The organism is Enterobacter sp. SGAir0187, from assembly GCF_002952735.2.
In the GTDB taxonomy this organism is placed as follows: Bacteria; Pseudomonadota; Gammaproteobacteria; order Enterobacterales; family Enterobacteriaceae; genus Enterobacter; species Enterobacter quasiroggenkampii.
Genome location: NZ_CP025034.2, coordinates 625,272 through 644,106, shown reverse-complemented (window position 1 = coordinate 644,106; position 18,835 = coordinate 625,272). Strand labels below are relative to the sequence as shown.

Annotated in this window: 23 protein-coding genes and 1 other annotated feature; of the genes, 15 read left to right on the top strand and 8 right to left on the bottom strand. The window is 54.1% G+C overall.

Annotated elements, in window-relative coordinates; genetic code table 11:
• Positions 1–27 precede the first annotated feature (27 nt).
• The 3 genes from CWR52_RS03095 to hxpB all read right to left on the bottom strand — a co-directional run bounded on the left by CWR52_RS03095 (position 28) and on the right by hxpB (position 2,910).
• Positions 28–1,419, bottom strand: coding sequence for an L-cystine transporter (locus CWR52_RS03095; RefSeq protein WP_045336125.1), 1,392 nt, complete (start codon positions 1,417–1,419; stop codon positions 28–30).
• Between the two features lie 127 nt (positions 1,420–1,546).
• Positions 1,547–2,137, bottom strand: coding sequence for a metal-dependent hydrolase (locus CWR52_RS03090; RefSeq protein ID WP_032644865.1), 591 nt, complete (start codon positions 2,135–2,137; stop codon positions 1,547–1,549).
• Positions 2,138–2,238: 101 nt separating this feature from the next.
• Positions 2,239–2,910: a hexitol phosphatase HxpB gene (gene hxpB / locus CWR52_RS03085; RefSeq protein WP_104948815.1), complete on the bottom strand. Its 672-nt coding sequence runs from the start codon at positions 2,908–2,910 to the stop codon at positions 2,239–2,241.
• Between the two features lie 148 nt (positions 2,911–3,058).
• On the opposite strand from hxpB, the gene CWR52_RS03080 reads away from it, so the two are divergent.
• Positions 3,059–3,595 (top strand): YniB family protein, encoded by a 537-nt coding sequence (locus CWR52_RS03080; protein WP_008500663.1) that lies wholly within the window; start codon positions 3,059–3,061, stop codon positions 3,593–3,595.
• A 36-nt stretch (positions 3,596–3,631) separates the two neighbouring features.
• On the opposite strand, the gene CWR52_RS03075 is transcribed toward CWR52_RS03080, so the two are convergent.
• The 3 genes from CWR52_RS03075 to pfkB form a co-directional block, all read right to left on the bottom strand.
• Positions 3,632–4,492: a fructosamine kinase family protein gene (locus CWR52_RS03075; protein WP_008500662.1), complete on the bottom strand. Its 861-nt coding sequence runs from the start codon at positions 4,490–4,492 to the stop codon at positions 3,632–3,634.
• 105 nt (positions 4,493–4,597) lie between these two features.
• Positions 4,598–4,888 (bottom strand): type V toxin-antitoxin system endoribonuclease antitoxin GhoS, encoded by a 291-nt coding sequence (gene ghoS, locus CWR52_RS03070; RefSeq protein ID WP_008500661.1) that lies wholly within the window; start codon positions 4,886–4,888, stop codon positions 4,598–4,600.
• 106 nt (positions 4,889–4,994) lie between these two features.
• Complete coding sequence (gene pfkB, locus CWR52_RS03065; RefSeq protein ID WP_104948814.1) at positions 4,995–5,927, bottom strand: 6-phosphofructokinase II; 933 nt, start codon at positions 5,925–5,927, stop codon at positions 4,995–4,997.
• A gap of 295 nt (positions 5,928–6,222) precedes the next feature.
• Between pfkB and CWR52_RS03060 the strand changes: the two genes are divergently transcribed.
• Positions 6,223–6,981 (top strand): DUF481 domain-containing protein, encoded by a 759-nt coding sequence (locus CWR52_RS03060; protein WP_104948813.1) that lies wholly within the window; start codon positions 6,223–6,225, stop codon positions 6,979–6,981.
• 80 nt (positions 6,982–7,061) lie between these two features.
• Here the strand turns inward: CWR52_RS03060 and yniD are convergent, their stop codons facing one another.
• Positions 7,062–7,169: a small membrane protein YniD gene (gene yniD, locus CWR52_RS03055; RefSeq protein ID WP_008500658.1), complete on the bottom strand. Its 108-nt coding sequence runs from the start codon at positions 7,167–7,169 to the stop codon at positions 7,062–7,064.
• Between the two features lie 98 nt (positions 7,170–7,267).
• The gene (yncL, locus tag CWR52_RS03050) at positions 7,268–7,360 is read right to left on the bottom strand and encodes a stress response membrane protein YncL (RefSeq protein WP_021241082.1); all 93 of its coding nucleotides are present in this window, start codon (positions 7,358–7,360) and stop codon (positions 7,268–7,270) included.
• 324 nt (positions 7,361–7,684) lie between these two features.
• On the opposite strand from yncL, the gene thrS reads away from it, so the two are divergent.
• The 13 genes from thrS (at position 7,685) to CWR52_RS02985 (ending at position 18,818) form a co-directional block, all read left to right on the top strand.
• Positions 7,685–9,613 (top strand): threonine--tRNA ligase, encoded by a 1,929-nt coding sequence (gene thrS, locus CWR52_RS03045; protein ID WP_008500657.1) that lies wholly within the window; start codon positions 7,685–7,687, stop codon positions 9,611–9,613.
• A 3-nt stretch (positions 9,614–9,616) separates the two neighbouring features.
• A complete protein-coding gene (gene infC / locus CWR52_RS03040) occupies positions 9,617–10,159 on the top strand; it encodes a translation initiation factor IF-3 (protein ID WP_023616141.1) in 543 nt (180 codons plus the stop codon).
• A gap of 97 nt (positions 10,160–10,256) precedes the next feature.
• On the top strand, positions 10,257–10,454 hold the full coding sequence (gene rpmI, locus CWR52_RS03035; RefSeq protein ID WP_001124225.1) for a 50S ribosomal protein L35: 198 nt from the start codon (positions 10,257–10,259) through the stop codon (positions 10,452–10,454).
• A gap of 49 nt (positions 10,455–10,503) precedes the next feature.
• Positions 10,504–10,860 carry a 50S ribosomal protein L20 gene (rplT, locus tag CWR52_RS03030; RefSeq protein WP_000124850.1) on the top strand — a complete coding sequence of 119 codons (357 nt, stop codon included), beginning with the start codon at positions 10,504–10,506 and terminating at the stop codon, positions 10,858–10,860.
• A gap of 117 nt (positions 10,861–10,977) precedes the next feature.
• Positions 10,978–11,102, top strand: a sequence feature (Phe leader region).
• Positions 10,983–11,027 carry a pheST operon leader peptide PheM gene (pheM, locus tag CWR52_RS23185; protein ID WP_001386830.1) on the top strand — a complete coding sequence of 15 codons (45 nt, stop codon included), beginning with the start codon at positions 10,983–10,985 and terminating at the stop codon, positions 11,025–11,027. It overlaps the preceding feature by 45 nt.
• Positions 11,103–11,164: 62 nt before the next feature.
• Complete coding sequence (gene pheS / locus CWR52_RS03020) at positions 11,165–12,148, top strand: phenylalanine--tRNA ligase subunit alpha (protein WP_021241084.1); 984 nt, start codon at positions 11,165–11,167, stop codon at positions 12,146–12,148.
• A gap of 15 nt (positions 12,149–12,163) precedes the next feature.
• Entirely contained in the window at positions 12,164–14,551 is a 2,388-nt protein-coding gene (gene pheT, locus CWR52_RS03015) for a phenylalanine--tRNA ligase subunit beta (RefSeq protein ID WP_104948812.1), read from the top strand.
• Positions 14,552–14,555: 4 nt separating this feature from the next.
• Complete coding sequence (gene ihfA, locus CWR52_RS03010) at positions 14,556–14,855, top strand: integration host factor subunit alpha (RefSeq protein WP_003857805.1); 300 nt, start codon at positions 14,556–14,558, stop codon at positions 14,853–14,855.
• A 103-nt stretch (positions 14,856–14,958) separates the two neighbouring features.
• Positions 14,959–15,939: a vitamin B12 ABC transporter permease BtuC gene (gene btuC, locus CWR52_RS03005; RefSeq protein WP_104948811.1), complete on the top strand. Its 981-nt coding sequence runs from the start codon at positions 14,959–14,961 to the stop codon at positions 15,937–15,939.
• A gap of 22 nt (positions 15,940–15,961) precedes the next feature.
• Positions 15,962–16,513, top strand: a complete 552-nt coding sequence (locus tag CWR52_RS03000) for a glutathione peroxidase (protein WP_048027541.1) — start codon at positions 15,962–15,964, stop codon at positions 16,511–16,513.
• Positions 16,513–17,268, top strand: coding sequence for a vitamin B12 ABC transporter ATP-binding protein BtuD (gene btuD, locus CWR52_RS02995; RefSeq protein WP_045910266.1), 756 nt, complete (start codon positions 16,513–16,515; stop codon positions 17,266–17,268). The genes CWR52_RS03000 and btuD overlap by 1 nt, the downstream gene beginning before the upstream one ends.
• Before the next feature lie 74 nt (positions 17,269–17,342).
• Positions 17,343–17,807: an NlpC/P60 family protein gene (locus tag CWR52_RS02990; protein ID WP_008500650.1), complete on the top strand. Its 465-nt coding sequence runs from the start codon at positions 17,343–17,345 to the stop codon at positions 17,805–17,807.
• A 294-nt stretch (positions 17,808–18,101) separates the two neighbouring features.
• Positions 18,102–18,818, top strand: coding sequence for an EAL domain-containing protein (locus CWR52_RS02985; protein ID WP_048027544.1), 717 nt, complete (start codon positions 18,102–18,104; stop codon positions 18,816–18,818).
• Positions 18,819–18,835 lie beyond the last annotated feature (17 nt).

Sequence of the window (18,835 nt, the reverse complement as noted above, 5' to 3'; positions counted from 1 at the left end):
CAGGCGGTTTTTTTATATCTACAGCGATTAACGATGCGCCAGTTCGGCGTCGTCTTCACTTTCCAGAATCGCTTTGTCGGTCTGCTTCAGCCACTGGCTGGTCAGCGTACCGGCGGTCATGGAGCCGCTCACGTTCAGCGCGGTACGACCCATGTCGATCAGCGGCTCAACGGAGATCAGCAGCGCGACCAGCGTTACGGGCAGACCCAGCGCAGGCAGCACAATCAGCGCGGCGAAGGTTGCGCCACCGCCAACACCCGCAACGCCTGCGGAGCTTACGGTGACAATTCCCACCAGCGTGGCGATCCAGACCGGATCCAGCGGGTTGATGCCGACTGTAGGAGCAACCATTACCGCCAGCATCGCCGGGTACAGACCCGCACAGCCGTTCTGACCAATGGTGGCACCAAAGGAGGCAGAGAAGCTGGCGATAGATTCAGGCACGCCCAGACGACGGGTCTGCGCTTCCACGTTCAGCGGGATAGACGCGGCGCTGGAACGGCTGGTGAAGGCAAAGGTCAGTACCGGCCAGACCTTACGGAAGTACTTCAGCGGGCTGACGCCGTTCACGCCCAGCAGGATGCCGTGCACCACGAACATAATGCCCAGGCCCAGATAAGAGGCGACAACGAAGCTGCCCAGCTTAATGATGTCCTGCAGGTTAGAGCCGGCAACCACTTTGGTCATCAGCGCCAGCACGCCGTAAGGGGTGAGCTGCATGACCAGACGAACCAGCTTCATCACCCAGCTTTGCAGGGTGTCAATTGCGGTCAATACACGTTCGCCTTTTGGCGCATCGTCTTTCAGCAACTTCAGCGCCGCTACGCCCAGGAACGCGGCGAAAATAACCACGCTGATGATCGAGGTTGGGCTCGCACCGGTCAGGTCAGCAAACGGGTTCTTCGGAATGAAGGAGAGCACCATCTGCGGCACGGTCAGGTCAGCCACTTTCCCAACGTAGTTGGTCTGAATCGCGGTCAGACGAGCCGTTTCTGCGGTACCCTGAACCAGACCTTCTGCGGTCAGGCCAAACAGGTTAGTGACCAGCACCCCCACCAGCGCGGCAATCAGCGTGGTGAACAGCAGCGTGCCGATGGTCAGGAAACTGATTTTTCCCAACTGGGTCGCGTTATGCAGGCGGGCAACGGCGCTCAGAATAGAGGCGAAGACCAGCGGCATAACGATCATCTGCAGCAGCTGGACATAGCCGTTACCGACAATGTTGAACCACTGAATGGAATCTTTCAGAACTGGATTATCGGAGCCATAAATTGCCTGTAATGCCAGACCAAATACGACACCCATGGCCAGACCAACCAGCACCTTTTTCGCCAGGCTCCACTGTTTGTGGCGCGCCTGCGCGAGAAGCAATAGCAATACAGCGAACACAACGACGTTCGCGATGAGTGGAAAATTCATCCCCGTTCTCCTGATTTATTATCGGGTCGGTTTTTACCGATCCTGTTGGCGGAAGGTTAGCAGAAGTGTGATGTAGCGCTTATATCCAAATGGAATGGGTTATGACAAATGGGATAATTTTGTTGGTTTACTGTTCAATCTGGTGATGAATAAAGCGATTAAACTGAAATTGCAGCGAATTAATCATCTGGGATGACCAGCGAACTGCACTGTTTTCGGGCAACGTTTGCGGCATCCAGACGGCGTAAGCAAACAGCGCCATGCACAAGACGCGCTCCAGCTGGTTCCCTTTCTGCGGTGCGAGGATGGGAAAACGGAAGCGCCAGCGGCAGGGCCACAGCAGCGGTACGCCCGCGGGCGTCAGCATATCGGCCAGAATATGGCTCAGATAGCCCAGCACCATCCCCTGAATGGCATCACCGGGGACGATCCAGCTTTCGGGCACTTTTAAATAGAAAAGCGTCAGCAGGCCAAACACGGCCAGCAGGCTGTGCGTAAACCCCCGGTGGCCGAACGCGCGGGCGATGGGTTTCGATACCCACTTCAGGCGCTGTCCGAGGAACGACTTGGGGTGGTCGATGTCGGGCAGCAGACAGGTCAATACGGCGGAAGGGACGATATGCCACCAGTCCCCCTGTGCCAGCACGGGGGTGAGTTCAGCGTTTTTGGCAAATACTGCGCACGCGATAGAAAAAAGCAGGTGGCCTTCCGCCGTCATGATAAAACCCACAAAACTGTCAATTCATACAGTATAGGGTTTTTATACAGTAGGCGGAAGAGGTGACGGTGTAACTGTTTGTCACAAACCGGAGGAGGGCGTTAACCGCCCTGCAGATGGCGCGCCGTCAGTTCTGCCAGTGAATGTAGCTTCACATCGGCAAGCGCGAACCGGGGATCGTGGCGGCCTTCTTCCGCAGGCACCACAATGGAGCGCATCCGCGCGGCTTTAGAGGCCACCATGCCGTTAACGGAATCTTCCAGCGCAACGCAGTTGAGGGGATCCACGCCGAGCTTAGCGGCACAGTCCAGATAGACCTGCGGGTGCGGCTTGCTGTAAGGCAATTTCTCAGCGGAGGCCAGCGCGTCGAAACTGTCGCGCAGTTCAAAAATGATGAGCACTTTTTCCAGCATATGCAGCGGTGACGCCGAGGCCAGGCCGACCTTGAGCCCCTGGGCTTTACACAGCGCGACGGCTTCACGTACGCCGGGCAGCAGCGGCTTGCTCTCTTCTACCAGCGAAATGGCGCGGCTGATAATGCGCGCAGTCACTTCATCACGACCCGGTCCAGCCCATGGCTGTTGGGCATACCACAGGTCAACCACCATATCGATGCGCAGGCCCAGCGTATCGGGAAGTTCATTACGGCGGCTGATATCCACGCCCAGGCTGGCCATGACCTCCAGTTCAGCGCGATCCCACAACGGTTCGGAATCGATCAGTAATCCATCCATGTCAAAAATTGCGGCAAGAATTTGGCGCGGTGTCGACATCACAACGTCTCCTTATCCAGGGTGTTCGACAGACGATAAGTGCTAATCACACTCTGCAATTTAGCATATTGCTTTTAAAGAGCGGGCGAAATTGATGACCAGCAGGTAGACTTAGGCACAAATAACGCGTCTTTATGAAGAGGAACTGATGACGTATCAACAAGCTGGACGCATTGCGGTCTTAAAACGTATTGCTGGCTGGGTGATTTTTATTCCTGCCGTCATTTCTACGCTGATTTCTGTACTCAAATTTATGTACGATCACAGCGAAAAACAGCCGGGTATCAATGCGGTTATGCTTGATTTTGCGCATGTGATGATTGAGATGATGCGTTTTAATACGCCATTCTTGAATGTCTTCTGGTTTAACTCACCCACCCCGGATTTTCAGCATCAGCTGAATATCGGCTTTTGGGTGATATACGCCCTGATCTTTGTTGCGCTGGCGCTGCAGGCCTCTGGCGCGCGAATGAGCCGTCAGACGCGCTTTTTACGCGAGGGCGTTGAGGACCAGCTCATTCTGGAGCAGGCCAAAGGCCCGGAAGGCATGAGCCGGGAGCAGATTGAATCCCGCATTGTTGTGCCGCGTCACACCATTTTCCTGCAAATTTTCCCGCTCTATATCCTTCCCGTGATTATCATTGTGGCAGGGTACTTCTTCTTCTCACTGCTCGGTTTTCTGTAACTGATACGGGTGGCGGCAAGGCCACCCGTTCGCGTCTCAGGCGGCAAGCATGCGCTCAAGCGCCCGCTGGGCGTTAACCAGGTGTTCCCCACCAAAAAGTATGGCGCGGTTCATCAGCGTATAAAGCTGATACACCGGTTGACGGTCGAGGAAGCCGGGCGGCAGGGGCGAAACCGACTGATACCCGTCGTATATCTGCGGCGGTTGTTCTGGGTGCAGCGGCAGCATGGCAAGGTCACACTCTCGGTCACCCCAGTAGCAGGCCGGGTCGAAGATATAGGGGCCGTTGGGCCCCAGCGCGCAGTTATCGGACCACAAGTCACCGTGGAGCAGAGACGCCTGCGGCTGGTGAGAGGCCAGACGCTGCTGCACGTGCTCGACGATGGCGTCTATATTGCCAAACTCCAGACCTTTTTCGGCGGCCAGCTCGAGCTGCCAGCCAATGCGCTGCTCGGCAAAAAACGTCGACCAGCGGCGCTGCCAGGCATTGGGCTGTGGCGTGGTCGAGAGATCGTTGTCAAAATCGAGACCAAATTGCGGCTGGTCGCTCCACTGATGGAGGCGCGCTAGCTGCTGGCCAAGAATGAAAGCGTTATGGGCATCCAGCGGACGGGCGGGGAGATATTCCATGACCAGAAAACTGTAATCGCGGTCGCTACCGACGGCCAGCACCTGCGGGACCGTCACCGTTTTACTGCGCGACAACAGCTCCAACTGATCGGCTTCGGCGGTAAATATCGGAAGCAGCTCACGTTCATCGCATTTTACGAAGAGATCGCGCCCTGCGTAGCGTAAATGCCACGCGGCGTGGATCTCTCCGCCTGGCAGTTCGTTACGCAGTTCAATTTCACCTTCACCCAGCTGCTCACTTAAAAGATGACTGATAGCCTGCCACATGTTGACTCTCCCATGTTGTCTGCCAGATCATAAAGTTAGCGCATTATTGCGGTAAAAAAATACGAACTAACGCACACCTGAGCGGTTTAATTTCATACAGGGCACTTATTGTTCTTTTTTCTGCCAGCTTTCCCAGGTGTCGACGTCAATTTCGGCTGGCTTGTCGGTCACACTTTCCACCAGGCTGGCGGCCAGCGCATGAACCTCTTCTTTATTCAGGGCACCGATCAGACCAAATGCCAGGGTGCCTAAATCATGAATATTGCCCTCGTCATCCGTGAGCGTGAGGAGAAAATTAGCCCGGGTGAAGGCGTTGTTGAGCTCATTAAGCTCGGTCAGCGATGCTTCATGAAGGTTGACGGTTACGACGTAGCGGGTGATGTCACCACTGCTCATAATTCACCTCATTGTTATCATGGAAGTTTTCTTAGCATAGTCGATAGTTTGCGTTTGGCGACTCGGTGATGACATTCCCCTCCATAAGGATGAAGGGGAACAGGGATTAATTTCGGGACAGGTAATCGACAATTTTTTGCGTATCGGCCAGCGAACAGAGACGCGTGCCCTGGTTGATGGTAGCGGCGCTACCCGCTGCCACGCCGTAGCGCGTCATCTCCAGCAGTGAAGCGCCCTGCGCAAGCTTAAGCGTCATCGCGCCTACCATGCTGTCACCCGCGCCAACCGTGCTCTGGCTCTTCATCGGCGGTGGAACAACCTGAACGGACGACGTTTCATCGACGGCCAGTGCCCCCTGCGGACCAAGGGACACCACCACGCGTCGCGCTTTGCCGCTGCGCACCAACTCCTGCGCGGCGGTGCGCACATCGTCAGGCTGCGTCAAGTCGCGGTTGACCAGCGCGCTTAACTCTTTCTGGTTGGGTTTGACCAGTTCAAGATTACCCGGCACTAAGGCCGCCTGCAGGGCCTCGCCGCTGCTGTCAACGATGCAGCGGATACCGCGTTGCTGCGCCGCCTGAATAAGCGCGGTTAATTTTTCTGCGCTGACGCCGGGTGGCAGGCTGCCGCTTACCACCAGCAGCGCGCCGCTTTCAATGGTCAGTACTTTCTCTTCAAGCTGACGAAACTCGTCATCGGTGAGTTTCGCGCCCGGCATGACAAACCGGTACTGCTCGCCGCTGGATTCAACGTGGACATGCAGGTTTTGCCGCGTCCAGTCTTTCGCCTCGACGGTCTCTACGGCAACCTGTTCATCTGCCAGCAGAGAGACCAGGTGTTCGCCGGTGGCACCGCCTGCGGGAAAAATGGCCGTGGCCTTACCGCCGAGGTGGGTAATGGCGCGCGCCACGTTGATACCGCCACCGCCGGGCTCAAAGACCGGGGCGCTACAGCGCAGTTTACCTTCCGGGTAAATCTGCGGCGTCAGCGTGGCGGAATCAAGGGAAGGGGAGAGCGTCAGGGTGTAGATAGAAACCATCATTACCTCCTTTTAGCATGGATTCCTTTTAGTCTGGCACTATTTGTCAGGAAGGCAACGTAAATAACAGTATGATTTTAAATATGAATACTGAATAAAAGTAAGACCGGAGATATATAAAATAAAACGCTTTTTGGGATCGTTCTTATTCAAAAAATGAAATAAGAAAACATTGCTATGTTATTTGCGGCTTTTTATAATTTGTTACCTTTCTCTGGACGCCTTGTCATTGATCCTCAAGAAAGATTCCGGGACCGTGTGGTCTCTTTTTTTGTTGTACGGACTCCTTAATAAAATGAAGCTTTTAAAGACAGTGCCCGCTGCACTGATGCTGGCGGGTGGCGTGTTTGCGGCTATGAACGCGACCGCCGATGATTCCGTTTTTACTGTCATGGACGATCCCTCCTCCGCGAAAAAACCGTTTGAAGGTAACCTGAACGCGGGGTACCTGGCACAATCCGGTAACACGAAAAGCTCTTCTCTGACGGCGGACAGTACGCTTACCTGGTACGGTAATACCACCGCCTGGTCTCTGTGGGGTAATGCCAGCAATACCTCCGCCAATGACGAACGTTCTTCCGAGAAATATGCGGTAGGCGGACGTAGCCGTTACAACATGACCGACTATGATTACCTGTTTGGTCAGGCAAGCTGGTTAACCGACCGTTACAATGGTTATCGCCAGCGTGACGTGTTCACCGCAGGTTATGGTCGTCAGTTCCTGAACGGTCCGGTACACAGCCTCCGTTTTGAATTCGGTCCGGGTGTGCGTTATGACGAGTACACCAATGGCGATACCAAAACCCAACCGCTCGGTTACGCTTCTGGTACCTATGCCTGGCAGATGACTGACAACACCAAATTTACCCAGGGTGTTTCTGTATTTGGTGCCGACGACACGACGCTGAACTCTGAGACGGCGCTGAACGTGGCCATTAACGAACACTTTGGTCTGAAAGTCGCCTACAACGTGACCTGGAACTCTTCACCACCAGAAACCGCGCCGGATCATACCGACCGCAGAACCACGGTTTCACTGGGTTACAGAATGTAATAAAAGCGGGCCGATGTTGATGTCGGCCCGTTTATTGTCTGTGGCTATTTGACGTCCCTTCTGATGACCTGTCTTCGCCCCTAACCCCAAATCATTGCCGCCCAACGGAGTAGCAGCATTGCGCCGCAGATGGCAATCAGCACCAGCACCATTTTCCAGTGTTTTACGGCAAATCGTTTTGTTGGCATAACCTAATCCTTGTTCGTTGATACCCACAGTCTACCAAACAGGGCCGAAATATGCCCCTTCTCGGGATAGATTGGGTTATGCCAGCGCAGGGTTCGGCTCAGAACCAGTGGAATCGTTCGGCGAGAATCAACAATAAACCTGTGGCGGAAAGGATGTTTAAAATCACAACCGTTCTACTGGATACGTTCATAGTATGCACCTTTGGGTTTAAAGACCTGTTCAAGAGTAGCCCAGCATCTTTGAAATGCGAGCATCGGGATGATGCGACCTGCAAATTCATGCGAAAGTGCCAGCACATCAATCTGCCAGCAGAGGATGCAATCTCCCTTGTGTTAGTGTTAACATTGCAAGGCTTGCCGTATATCCGGCGTTGTCTGATTTTCCGGCAGGTGAATGATGACGAACCAATTTGACGATTGTTGGTCAGATGGTGTCGTAATCTATTGTCAAATCACGATTATTTTCTTTGTATATGCTCTTATGTGTGGGGCATCACTGCAAATAAGGATATAAAATGCCTGTAATTACTCTTCCTGATGGCAGCCAACGCCATTTCGACCGTGCTGTTAGCCCAATGGATGTTGCCCTGGACATCGGTCCTGGTCTCGCGAAAGCGACTATCGCCGGCCGCGTTAACGGTGAGCTGGTAGATGCCTCCGATCTGATCGAAAACGATGCGACGCTTGCGATCATTACCGCAAAAGATGAAGAAGGTCTGGAGATCATTCGTCACTCCTGCGCGCACCTGTTAGGCCATGCCATCAAACAGCTGTGGCCAAACACCAAAATGGCGATCGGTCCGGTTATCGATAATGGTTTCTACTACGACGTTGACCTTGACCACACCCTGACTCAGGAAGATATCGACGCGCTCGAAAAACGTATGCACGAGCTCGCCGAAACAAACTATGACGTCATCAAGAAGAAAGTCAGCTGGCACGAAGCGCGTGAAACCTTCGTGAAGCGTGGCGAGAGCTATAAGGTCTCGATTCTTGACGAAAACATTTCGCATGATGACAAGCCTGGCTTGTACCATCACGAAGAATACGTCGACATGTGCCGTGGACCGCACGTGCCGAACATGCGCTTCTGTCATCACTTTAAGCTGATGAAGATTGCCGGCGCCTACTGGCGTGGCGACAGCAACAACAAGATGTTGCAGCGTATCTATGGTACCGCGTGGGCCGATAAAAAAGCCCTGAACGCCTACCTGCTGCGCCTGGAAGAGGCGGCGAAGCGTGACCACCGTAAAATCGGCAAGCAGCTTGACCTGTACCACATGCAGGAAGAAGCGCCGGGTATGGTGTTCTGGCATAACGATGGCTGGACCATCTTCCGTGAACTGGAAACCTTCGTACGCTCCAAGCTGAAAGAGTACCAGTATCAGGAAGTGAAAGGCCCGTTCATGATGGACCGTGTGCTGTGGGAAAAAACCGGCCACTGGGACAACTACAAGGATGCGATGTTCACCACCTCGTCTGAGAACCGTGAATACTGCATCAAGCCAATGAACTGCCCGGGACACGTTCAGATCTTCAACCAGGGTCTGAAATCCTACCGTGACCTGCCGCTGCGTATGGCGGAGTTCGGTAGCTGCCACCGTAACGAGCCATCAGGTGCGCTGCACGGTCTGATGCGCGTGCGTGGCTTTACGCAGGATGATGCGCATATCTTCTGTACCGAAGATCAGGTCCGTGACGAAGTTAACGCCTGTATTCGTATGGTCTACGATATGTACAGCACCTTTGGCTTCGAGAAGATCGTGGTCAAACTCTCAACGCGTCCGGAAAAACGTATCGGTAGCGATGAGACCTGGGATCGCGCAGAAGCGGATCTCGCCGTGGCGCTGGAAGAGAACGGTATTCCGTTCGAATACCAGCTGGGCGAGGGCGCATTCTACGGTCCGAAAATTGAATTTACCCTGTATGACTGCCTCGACAGAGCTTGGCAGTGCGGTACTGTACAGCTGGACTTCTCCCTGCCGCAGCGTTTAAGCGCCTCTTATGTAGGCGAAGACAACGAGCGTCAGGTGCCGGTAATGATTCACCGTGCCATTCTCGGTTCTCTGGAGCGCTTCATCGGCATCCTGACCGAAGAGTTCGCCGGCTTCTTCCCAACCTGGCTTGCGCCGGTGCAGGTGGTGGTGATGAACATTACCGATTCTCAGGCAGATTACGTTAAAGAATTGACGCAGAAACTACAAAATGCGGGCATTCGCGTAAAAGCAGACTTGAGAAATGAGAAGATTGGCTTTAAAATCCGCGAGCACACTTTACGTCGTGTCCCGTATATGTTGGTCTGTGGTGATAAAGAGGTGGAAGCAGGCAAAGTTGCCGTTCGCACCCGCCGTGGTAAAGACCTGGGCAGCCTGGACGTAAGTGAAGTGATTGAGAAGCTGCAACAAGAGATTCGCAGCCGCAGTCTTCAACAACTGGAGGAATAAGGTATTAAAGGCGGAAAACGAGTTCAAACGGCACGTCCGAATCGTATCAATGGCGAGATTCGCGCCCAGGAAGTTCGCTTAACAGGTCTGGAAGGCGAGCAGCTGGGGATTGTGAGTCTGAGAGAAGCAATCGAAAAGGCTGAAGAAGCTGGAGTAGATTTAGTTGAAATCAGCCCTAACGCCGAACCGCCAGTTTGTCGTATCATGGACTACGGCAAGTTCCTTTATGAAAAGAGTAAGTCTTCTAAGGAACAGAAGAAGAAGCAAAAAGTTATCCAGGTTAAGGAAATCAAATTCCGTCCTGGTACCGACGATGGCGATTATCAGGTAAAACTCCGCAGCCTGATTCGCTTTCTGGAAGATGGCGATAAGGCCAAGATCACACTGCGTTTCCGCGGTCGTGAGATGGCCCACCAACAGATTGGTATGGAAGTGCTTAACCGCGTCCGTGACGATCTGAGTGAACTGGCAGTAGTCGAATCCTTCCCTACGAAGATCGAAGGCCGCCAGATGATCATGGTGCTCGCTCCTAAGAAGAAACAGTAAGGCCTTCAAGCAGCAAAATCTGTGGAGCCTTCGGGTTTCATAGGTTTTGTTCGCCTATGTTTCGTTTATTTAACAATGCGAAGTGGAAGTTATTAAAATGCCAAAAATTAAGACCGTACGCGGTGCTGCTAAGCGCTTCAAAAAAACCGGTAAAGGTGGTTTTAAGCACAAGCACGCTAACCTGCGTCACATTCTGACTAAGAAAGCTACCAAGCGTAAACGTCACCTGCGTCCAAAAGCCATGGTTTCTAAAGGCGATCTGGGCCTGGTCATCGCGTGCCTGCCGTACGCATAAGTCGTTTCGTTTAACTTTTTTAACTTAGAATAGATACAGGAGAGCACACATGGCTCGCGTAAAACGTGGTGTAATTGCACGTGCACGTCACAAGAAAATTTTGAAACAAGCTAAAGGCTACTACGGTGCGCGTTCACGCGTATACCGCGTTGCCTTCCAGGCTGTTATCAAAGCAGGTCAGTACGCTTACCGTGACCGTCGTCAGCGTAAGCGTCAGTTCCGTCAACTGTGGATTGCGCGTATCAACGCAGCAGCACGTCAGAACGGTATTTCTTACAGCAAATTCATCAACGGCCTGAAAAAAGCCTCTGTTGAAATCGACCGTAAGATCCTGGCTGACATCGCAGTATTCGACAAAGTAGCGTTCACCGCTCTGGTCGAAAAAGCGAAAGCAGCACTGGCATAAGCCAGTTGAGAGAGGGGGCCTGGCTCCCTCTTTTCATATAACCCTGTAAGAAGATTGACATTTACTCGTGCAGGCTTTTCAATAAGGTCTCAACGGTTTTTACCCAACAAGGTAACGCAAGCATGAATGCTGCTATTTTCCGCTTCTTCTTTTACTTTAGCACCTGACTTCAGGAGGCTAGCGCGTGAAAGATGAAACGAAAAACAGCGCCAGATAAGCCTCCCGATGGAGGCTTTTTTTGTGCCTGAATTTGAGAGAATAACTCCACCAAATCGGTGTCTGCACCGACATAATGAGGAAAATCATGTCACATCTCGCAGAGCTGGTTGCCAGTGCAACAGCCGCCATTAATCAGGCCTCAGATGTTGCCGCGTTAGACAATGTCCGCGTCGAATATCTTGGGAAGAAAGGGCACTTGACCCTTCAAATGACAACCCTGCGTGAGCTGCCGCCAGAAGAGCGCCCGGCAGCGGGGGCGGTGATTAACGAAGCGAAAGAACAGGTACAGCAGGCGCTGAACGCACGTAAAGCCGAGCTGGAAAGCGCGGTACTGAATGCGCGTCTGGCCGCAGAGACGATCGACGTCTCTCTGCCGGGTCGCCGCATTGAGAACGGCGGTCTGCACCCGGTTACCCGTACCATCGATCGCATTGAAAGTTTCTTCGGTGAGCTCGGCTTTACCGTGGCGACTGGCCCGGAAATCGAAGATGATTACCACAACTTCGATGCCCTGAACATTCCTGGCCATCATCCGGCACGCGCTGACCACGACACTTTCTGGTTCGACGCGACGCGTCTGCTGCGTACCCAGACCTCCGGCGTTCAGATCCGTACCATGAAGGATCAGGCACCGCCAATCCGTATTATCGCGCCGGGCCGCGTCTATCGTAACGACTACGATCAGACCCACACCCCAATGTTCCACCAGATGGAAGGCCTGATTGTTGATAAAAACATCAGCTTCACCAACCTGAAGGGCACGCTGCACGATTTCCTGAACAACTTCTTTGAGGAAGATCTGCAGGTTCGTTTCCGTCCGTCCTACTTCCCGTTCACTGAACCGTCTGCGGAAGTTGACGTGATGGGCAAAAACGGCAAATGGCTGGAAGTGCTGGGCTGCGGCATGGTGCATCCAAACGTACTGCGCAACGTGGGTATCGATCCGGAAGTTTACTCCGGCTTTGCCTTCGGTATGGGTATGGAGCGTCTGACCATGCTGCGCTACGGCGTGACCGACTTACGTGCATTCTTCGAAAACGATCTGCGTTTCCTCAAACAGTTTAAATAAGGGCAGGACAGAACAATGAAATTCAGTGAACTGTGGTTACGCGAGTGGGTGAACACCACGCTGGACAGCGACGCGCTTTCTAACCAGATCACCATGGCAGGTCTGGAAGTGGACGGCGTTGAGCCGGTTTCCGGCGCCTTCAACGGCGTGGTCGTCGGCGAAGTGGTAGAGTGCGGCCAGCATCCTAACGCGGACAAACTGCGCGTAACAAAAGTAAACGTAGGCGGTGACCGTCTGCTGGATATCGTCTGCGGTGCGCCAAACTGTCGTCAGGGGCTGAAAGTGGCCGTGGCGACCGTCGGTGCGGTACTGCCGGGCGATTTCAAAATCAAAGCGGCTAAGCTGCGCGGCGAGCCGTCTGAAGGCATGCTGTGCTCCTTCTCCGAGCTGGGTATTTCCGACGACCACAACGGCATCATTGAGCTGCCGCTGGATGCGCCAGTCGGCACCGATATCCGCGAATACCTGAAGCTTGATGACAACACCATCGAAATCAGCGTCACGCCAAACCGTGCCGACTGCTTAGGGATCATCGGCGTGGCCCGCGACGTGGCCGTACTGAACCAGACCGAGCTGAACGCGCCGGAGATTGCGCCGGTTGAAGCGACCATCAGTGACGTGCTGCCTATTCAGGTTGATGCTGCGGATGCCTGCCCGCGCTATCTCGGTCGCGTGGTGAAAGGCATCAACGTGAAAGCACCCACCCCGCTGTGGATGAAAGAGAAGCTGCGCCGCTGCGGTATTCGCTCTATCGACGCCGTGGTTGACGTGACCAACTACGTTTTGCTGGAGCTGGGCCAGCCAATGCACGCGTTCGATAAAGATCGTATCGAAGGCGGCATTGTGGTGCGCATGGCGAAAGAGGGTGAAACCCTGGTTCTGCTGGACGGCAGCGAAGCGAAACTGAACGCCGACACCCTGGTGATTGCTGACCACAGCAAAGCGCTGGCAATGGGCGGTATCTTCGGTGGCGAGCATTCGGGCGTCAACGACGAAACCCAAAACGTGCTGCTGGAGTGCGCGTTCTTCAGCCCGCTCTCTATCACCGGTCGCGCACGCCGTCACGGTCTGCACACCGATGCGTCTCATCGTTATGAGCGCGGTGTTGACCCGGCGCTGCAGTACAAAGCGATGGAGCGTGCAACCCGCCTGCTGATCGACATCTGCGGCGGCGAAGCGGGCCCGGTGATCGACGTCACCAACGAAGCCACGCTGCCGAAGCGTGCGACCATCACCCTGCGCCGCAGCAAGCTGGATCGTCTGATTGGGCACCACGTTGCCGATGCGCAGGTGACCGATATCCTGAAGCGTCTGGGTTGCGACGTGACCGAAGGTCAGGGTGAGTGGAAAGCCGTTGCGCCGTCATGGCGTTTCGACATGGAAATTGAAGAAGATCTGGTGGAAGAAGTGGCCCGTGTTTATGGCTACAACAACATCCCTGACGAACCTGTCCAGGCCGGTCTGGTGATGGGCACCCACCGTGAAGCCGACCTGTCCCTGAAGCGTGTGAAAACCATGCTGAACGACAAAGGCTACCAGGAAGTGATCACCTACAGCTTTGTTGATCCAAAACTGCAGCAGCTGATCCACCCGGGTCAGGAAGCGCTGATCCTGCCAAGCCCAATCTCCAGCGAAATGTCCGCGATGCGTCTGTCCCTGTGGACGGGCCTGCTGGGCACTATCGTTTATAACCAGAATCGCCAGCAAAACCGCGTGCGAATTTTCGAAAGCGGTTTGCGCTTTGTACCGGATAATCAGGCAAATTTAGGCATCCGTCAGGATCTCATGCTGGCTGGCGCCATCAGCGGTAACCGCTATGAAGAACACTGGGACCTGGCAAAAGGCACGGTTGATTTCTACGATATGAAGGGCGATCTGGAAGCGATTCTGGATCTGACCGGTAAATTATCTGAAATTGAATTCCGCGCAGAAGCCATCCCGGCCCTGCATCCAGGCCAGAGCGCTGCCCTCTATTTAGACGGCAAACGCATTGGTTTTATTGGGGTTGTTCACCCTGAACTGGAGCGTAAACTGGACCTGAACGGCCGTACCATCGTGTTCGAGCTGGAATGGAACCTGGTGGCAGACCGCGTGATTCCTCAGGCTCAGGACGTCTCCCGCTTCCCGGCAAACCGCCGTGATATCGCGGTTGTGGTCGCGGAAAATGTGCCCGCAGCAGATATTTTGGCCGAATGTAAGAAAGTTGGCGTAAATCAGGTAGTTGGCGTAAACTTATTTGACGTGTACCGCGGCAAGGGCGTAGCAGAGGGCTTTAAGAGCCTGGCTATCAGCCTGATCCTTCAGGATACCAGCCGTACACTCGAAGAAGAGGAGATTGCCGCTACCGTCGCCAAATGTGTAGAGGCATTAAAAGAGCGATTCCAGGCATCATTGAGGGATTGAACCTATGGCGCTTACAAAAGCTGAAATGTCAGAATATCTGTTTGATAAGCTTGGGCTTAGCAAACGGGATGCCAAAGAGCTGGTAGAGCTGTTTTTCGAAGAGATCCGTCGTGCTCTGGAAAATGGTGAGCAGGTAAAACTCTCCGGTTTTGGCAATTTTGATTTGCGCGACAAAAACCAACGTCCGGGCCGCAACCCGAAGACGGGGGAAGATATTCCCATTACAGCCCGCCGCGTGGTGACCTTCAGACCCGGCCAGAAGTTAAAAAGCCGTGTCGAAAACGCAACGCCCAAAGCAGAGTAATATGAACTAACTAAAAAGGCCGCCCACGCGGCCTTTTTTCTTTGCGCTCTTTGGTAAACCCGCCGTAAAATCAATTACATCTCACGCTACTAAAACCGTACACATGCTTGATTATGCCCATCACCAGCACCGTTCCGATCGGCGTCGCCTGCTTTTGCTGGCGCTGCTGCTCATTATTGCCGCAGGCGTTAGCCTCTGCGCCGGTGATCGATGGATAGGGCCCGAAAGCTGGTGGGGGCCTGACGGACAGCTCTTCGTCTGGCAAATTCGTCTGCCGCGGACCGTCGCGGTGATGCTGGTGGGCGCCGCGCTGGCGCTGTGCGGCACCATAATGCAGGCATTGTTTGAGAATCCCCTGGCGGAGCCCGGGCTGCTCGGCGTGTCCAACGGTGCGGGCGTGGGGCTGATTGCGGCGGTAATGCTGGGCGGAGGCGAACTCTCCGGATGGCGTATTAGCCTGAGCGCGATCCTTGGCGCATTACTGATAACGCTCATCCTGCTTCGTTTTGCCAGACGGCATTTATCGACCAGCCGTCTGCTGCTTGCCGGCGTGGCGCTGGGGATCATCTGCAGCGCGCTGATGACCTGGGCGGTCTACTTCTCGACCTCCTTTGACCTGCGGCAGCTCATGTACTGGATGATGGGCGGCTTTGGCGGCGTCGACTGGCAGCAGGGCTGGCTTATGGCGCTGCTGGTGCCGATCATTGTGTGGGCTGCCCTGCAGGCGCAGCCGCTGAATATGCTCGCGCTGGGTGAAACCTCAGCCCGCCAGTTGGGCATGCCGATTGGGTTCTGGCGTAATGTGCTGGTGATCGCCATTGGCTGGCTGGTCGGCGTCAGCGTGGCCCTGGCGGGTGCGATTGGCTTTATTGGCCTGGTGATCCCGCACATGCTCCGTCTGTGCGGCCTCACGGACCATCGAACTCTGCTTCCGGCCTCGGCGGTTGCCGGGGCCGTCACGCTGCTGGTAGCTGACATCATCGCCCGGCTTGCCCTGACGGCCGCAGAGCTGCCCATCGGCGTGGTGACCGCCACGCTGGGCGCGCCGGTCTTTATCTGGCTACTATTAAAAGCTGGACGTTAAATCGACAACCTGAGGAAATGCTATGCAGTCAGATATCCTGAATACTGAAGTGACCACCATTGATGGCGATAAAACCACGCTGGAAGGCTACAAAGGCAACGTGTTGCTGATCGTCAACGTGGCATCCAAATGCGGCCTGACGCCGCAGTACGAGCAGCTGGAAAACATTCAGAAGGCCTGGGAGAAAGACGGTTTTACCGTGCTGGGCTTCCCCTGCAACCAGTTCCTCGGCCAGGAGCCGGGCAGCGAAGAGGAGATCAAAACCTTCTGCAGCACCACTTACGGCGTGACGTTCCCGCTGTTCAGCAAAATCGATGTCAACGGTGAAGGCCGCCATCCGCTGTATGCGAAGCTGATCGCTGCCGCACCGAAGGCCGTTGCGCCGGAAGGCAGCGGTTTTTATGAACGCATGGCCAGTAAAGGCCGCGCGCCGCTTTACCCGGACGATATTCTGTGGAACTTTGAAAAATTCCTGATAGGTCGCGATGGCCAGGTCGTTCAGCGTTTTTCACCGGATATGACCCCTGAAGATCCGATCGTCATGGAATCTATCAAGCTGGCGCTGGCGAAATAATGTCGCTGCTGATGCAGCTCACGGACGTTGCCGAGAAGGGACGTCTGGAGCCGATAACCGGCACCGTCAATGCGGGAGAAATCCTGCATCTTGTCGGGCCAAACGGCGCCGGAAAGAGCACGCTGCTGGCAAGGATGGCGGGCATGACTGCCGGAGAAGGGCAGATAACGTTGCTGGAGCATACGCTGGCCGACTGGTCGCCGGTCTCACTGGCGCATCGGCGCAGCTATCTCGTGCAGCAGCAGGTGCCGCCTTTTGCGATGCCGGTCTGGCAGTATCTGATGCTGCATTTGCACGACAAACACCGTACGGCGCTGCTGGCGGACGTGGCCGCGGCGCTGGGGCTGGAAGATAAACTCTCCCGGCATGTCAGCCAGCTATCCGGCGGCGAATGGCAGCGGGTACGTCTGGCGGCTGTCATCGTCCAGATCCACCCGGCCGGTAACCCGCATGGTCGGATGCTGCTTCTCGATGAACCGATGAGCGGTCTGGATGTGGCGCAGCAGGCGGCCCTGGATACGCTGCTAAGCGCGCTGAGCCGAAAAGGCATCGCCGTGGTGATGAGCAGTCATGACCTCAACCACACCTTGCGACATGCCCACCGGGTGTGGCTGCTGGCGAAGGGGAAGATGATCGCCAGCGGTACGCGGGATCAGGTTCTGACGCCGCCCAATCTTGCCCGCGCGTACAACATGTCGTTCCGCAGGCTGGATATCGAGGGCCATAAGATGCTGATTTCGACCGGGCAGGAGTAAGCGTTTCTTGCCTGTGAGTGCAGTTGCACGCTAAATTACGAAAAGAACAAAAAAAGCAGAGGATTCGTCTGAAAATGCGATTCTGGTTTCTCCTGATGGCCGCACTTTTTCTTGCGGGATGCAGTAGCCATCGTGCACCGCCGCCTAACCCACGGCTTTCAGATTCGATCACCGTCATCGCCAGCCTCAACGATCAGCTGAGCAACTGGCGCGGCACGCCTTATCGCTACGGCGGCATGAGCCGCGGCGGTGTGGATTGCTCCGGCTTCGTTCTGATGACCTTCCGCGACAAGTTTGATTTACAGCTGCCGCGCGAAACGCGCAAACAGGCAGAAATCGGCACGGAAATTGATAAAGACGATCTTCTGCCCGGGGACCTGGTTTTCTTCAAAACCGGATCGGGGGAAAGCGGTCTTCACGTGGGCATATATGATACAGACAATCAGTTCATTCACGCCTCGACCAGCCGCGGCGTGATGCGCTCTTCCCTGGATAATGTCTACTGGCGTAAAAATTTCTGGCAGGCACGACGTATATAGTCTTCGTCGTATACCACTCTTATGACGGCATGGAAACGAATAAAACATGCCGTTTTTTCTCAAATAAGATGATTAAAGTTAAATTTATCTAAAATTAGCGAATCCCGCATGTGTCTGTTTTATCTAAAACTGGCTATTATTCTGCAACCAGGATAAGATTATTTTAGATTCAGGGATAAATCTGAAAATTAATACGGAACTAATGAAATTAATCTTATTAAAATCAAGACAGTGGAATTGTGTTGGCAATTGCTCCAGGATGTCCTCTCTCATCTTTAATGCGGGGCGAGTGCAATGATAATTACGCTAGATAATGCTTACCAGTCTGAACTGCTGCTTCTGCCTGCCCGTAATAGCGCAGGGGAGCTTAAAGGTTTAGAAATTCTGGTTAACTTTACTGGCGTCGGCAGCGATGTGCGGATCCCCACTGAGCTTGTTATCCCACGACTTTCAGCGGCTGAAGAGTTAACGCTGTTTAACGAAAAATTGCAATTGCTTGATACCTGTAAACTGTTTTTTATTCAGCATCAGTTAATTGCATGGATCAATATTACACCTGCAATAGTTGAATTTTTATTAAGTAATGGAAACGCTGTTTCAATTCTTGAGCGTTATCCGTTTCTTGAGTTTACTGTTAATGAGAATTATCCAGGTTTAAATAACGGAAAGGACGATCTTCAGCTGGCAAGAATGGCGATCCATTTTCCGTTGGTGCTGGCAAACTTTGGCGCAGGCGCGGCATCGCTCAAGGCGGTCTACGATGGATTATTTAAACGGGTCATTCTCGATAAAGGCTTCATTCAGCAGCGTGCGGCGGAGCTCTCTTTTGAGCCCTTTATGCGTGCCATCCTCTGGCAAATCACGCCGCACTGCCAGTCTGTGATTGTCTCAGGCATTGATGACCACGGCCTGTTGCAACGCGTTTTGTCCTTCAATTTTGGCGCCATGCAGGGAACACTCTGGCCTGCCGTCTCGGCGGAACACGTCACTACGCTGGTTCAACAGCGATAACCCTTGCTTTCGCCCGT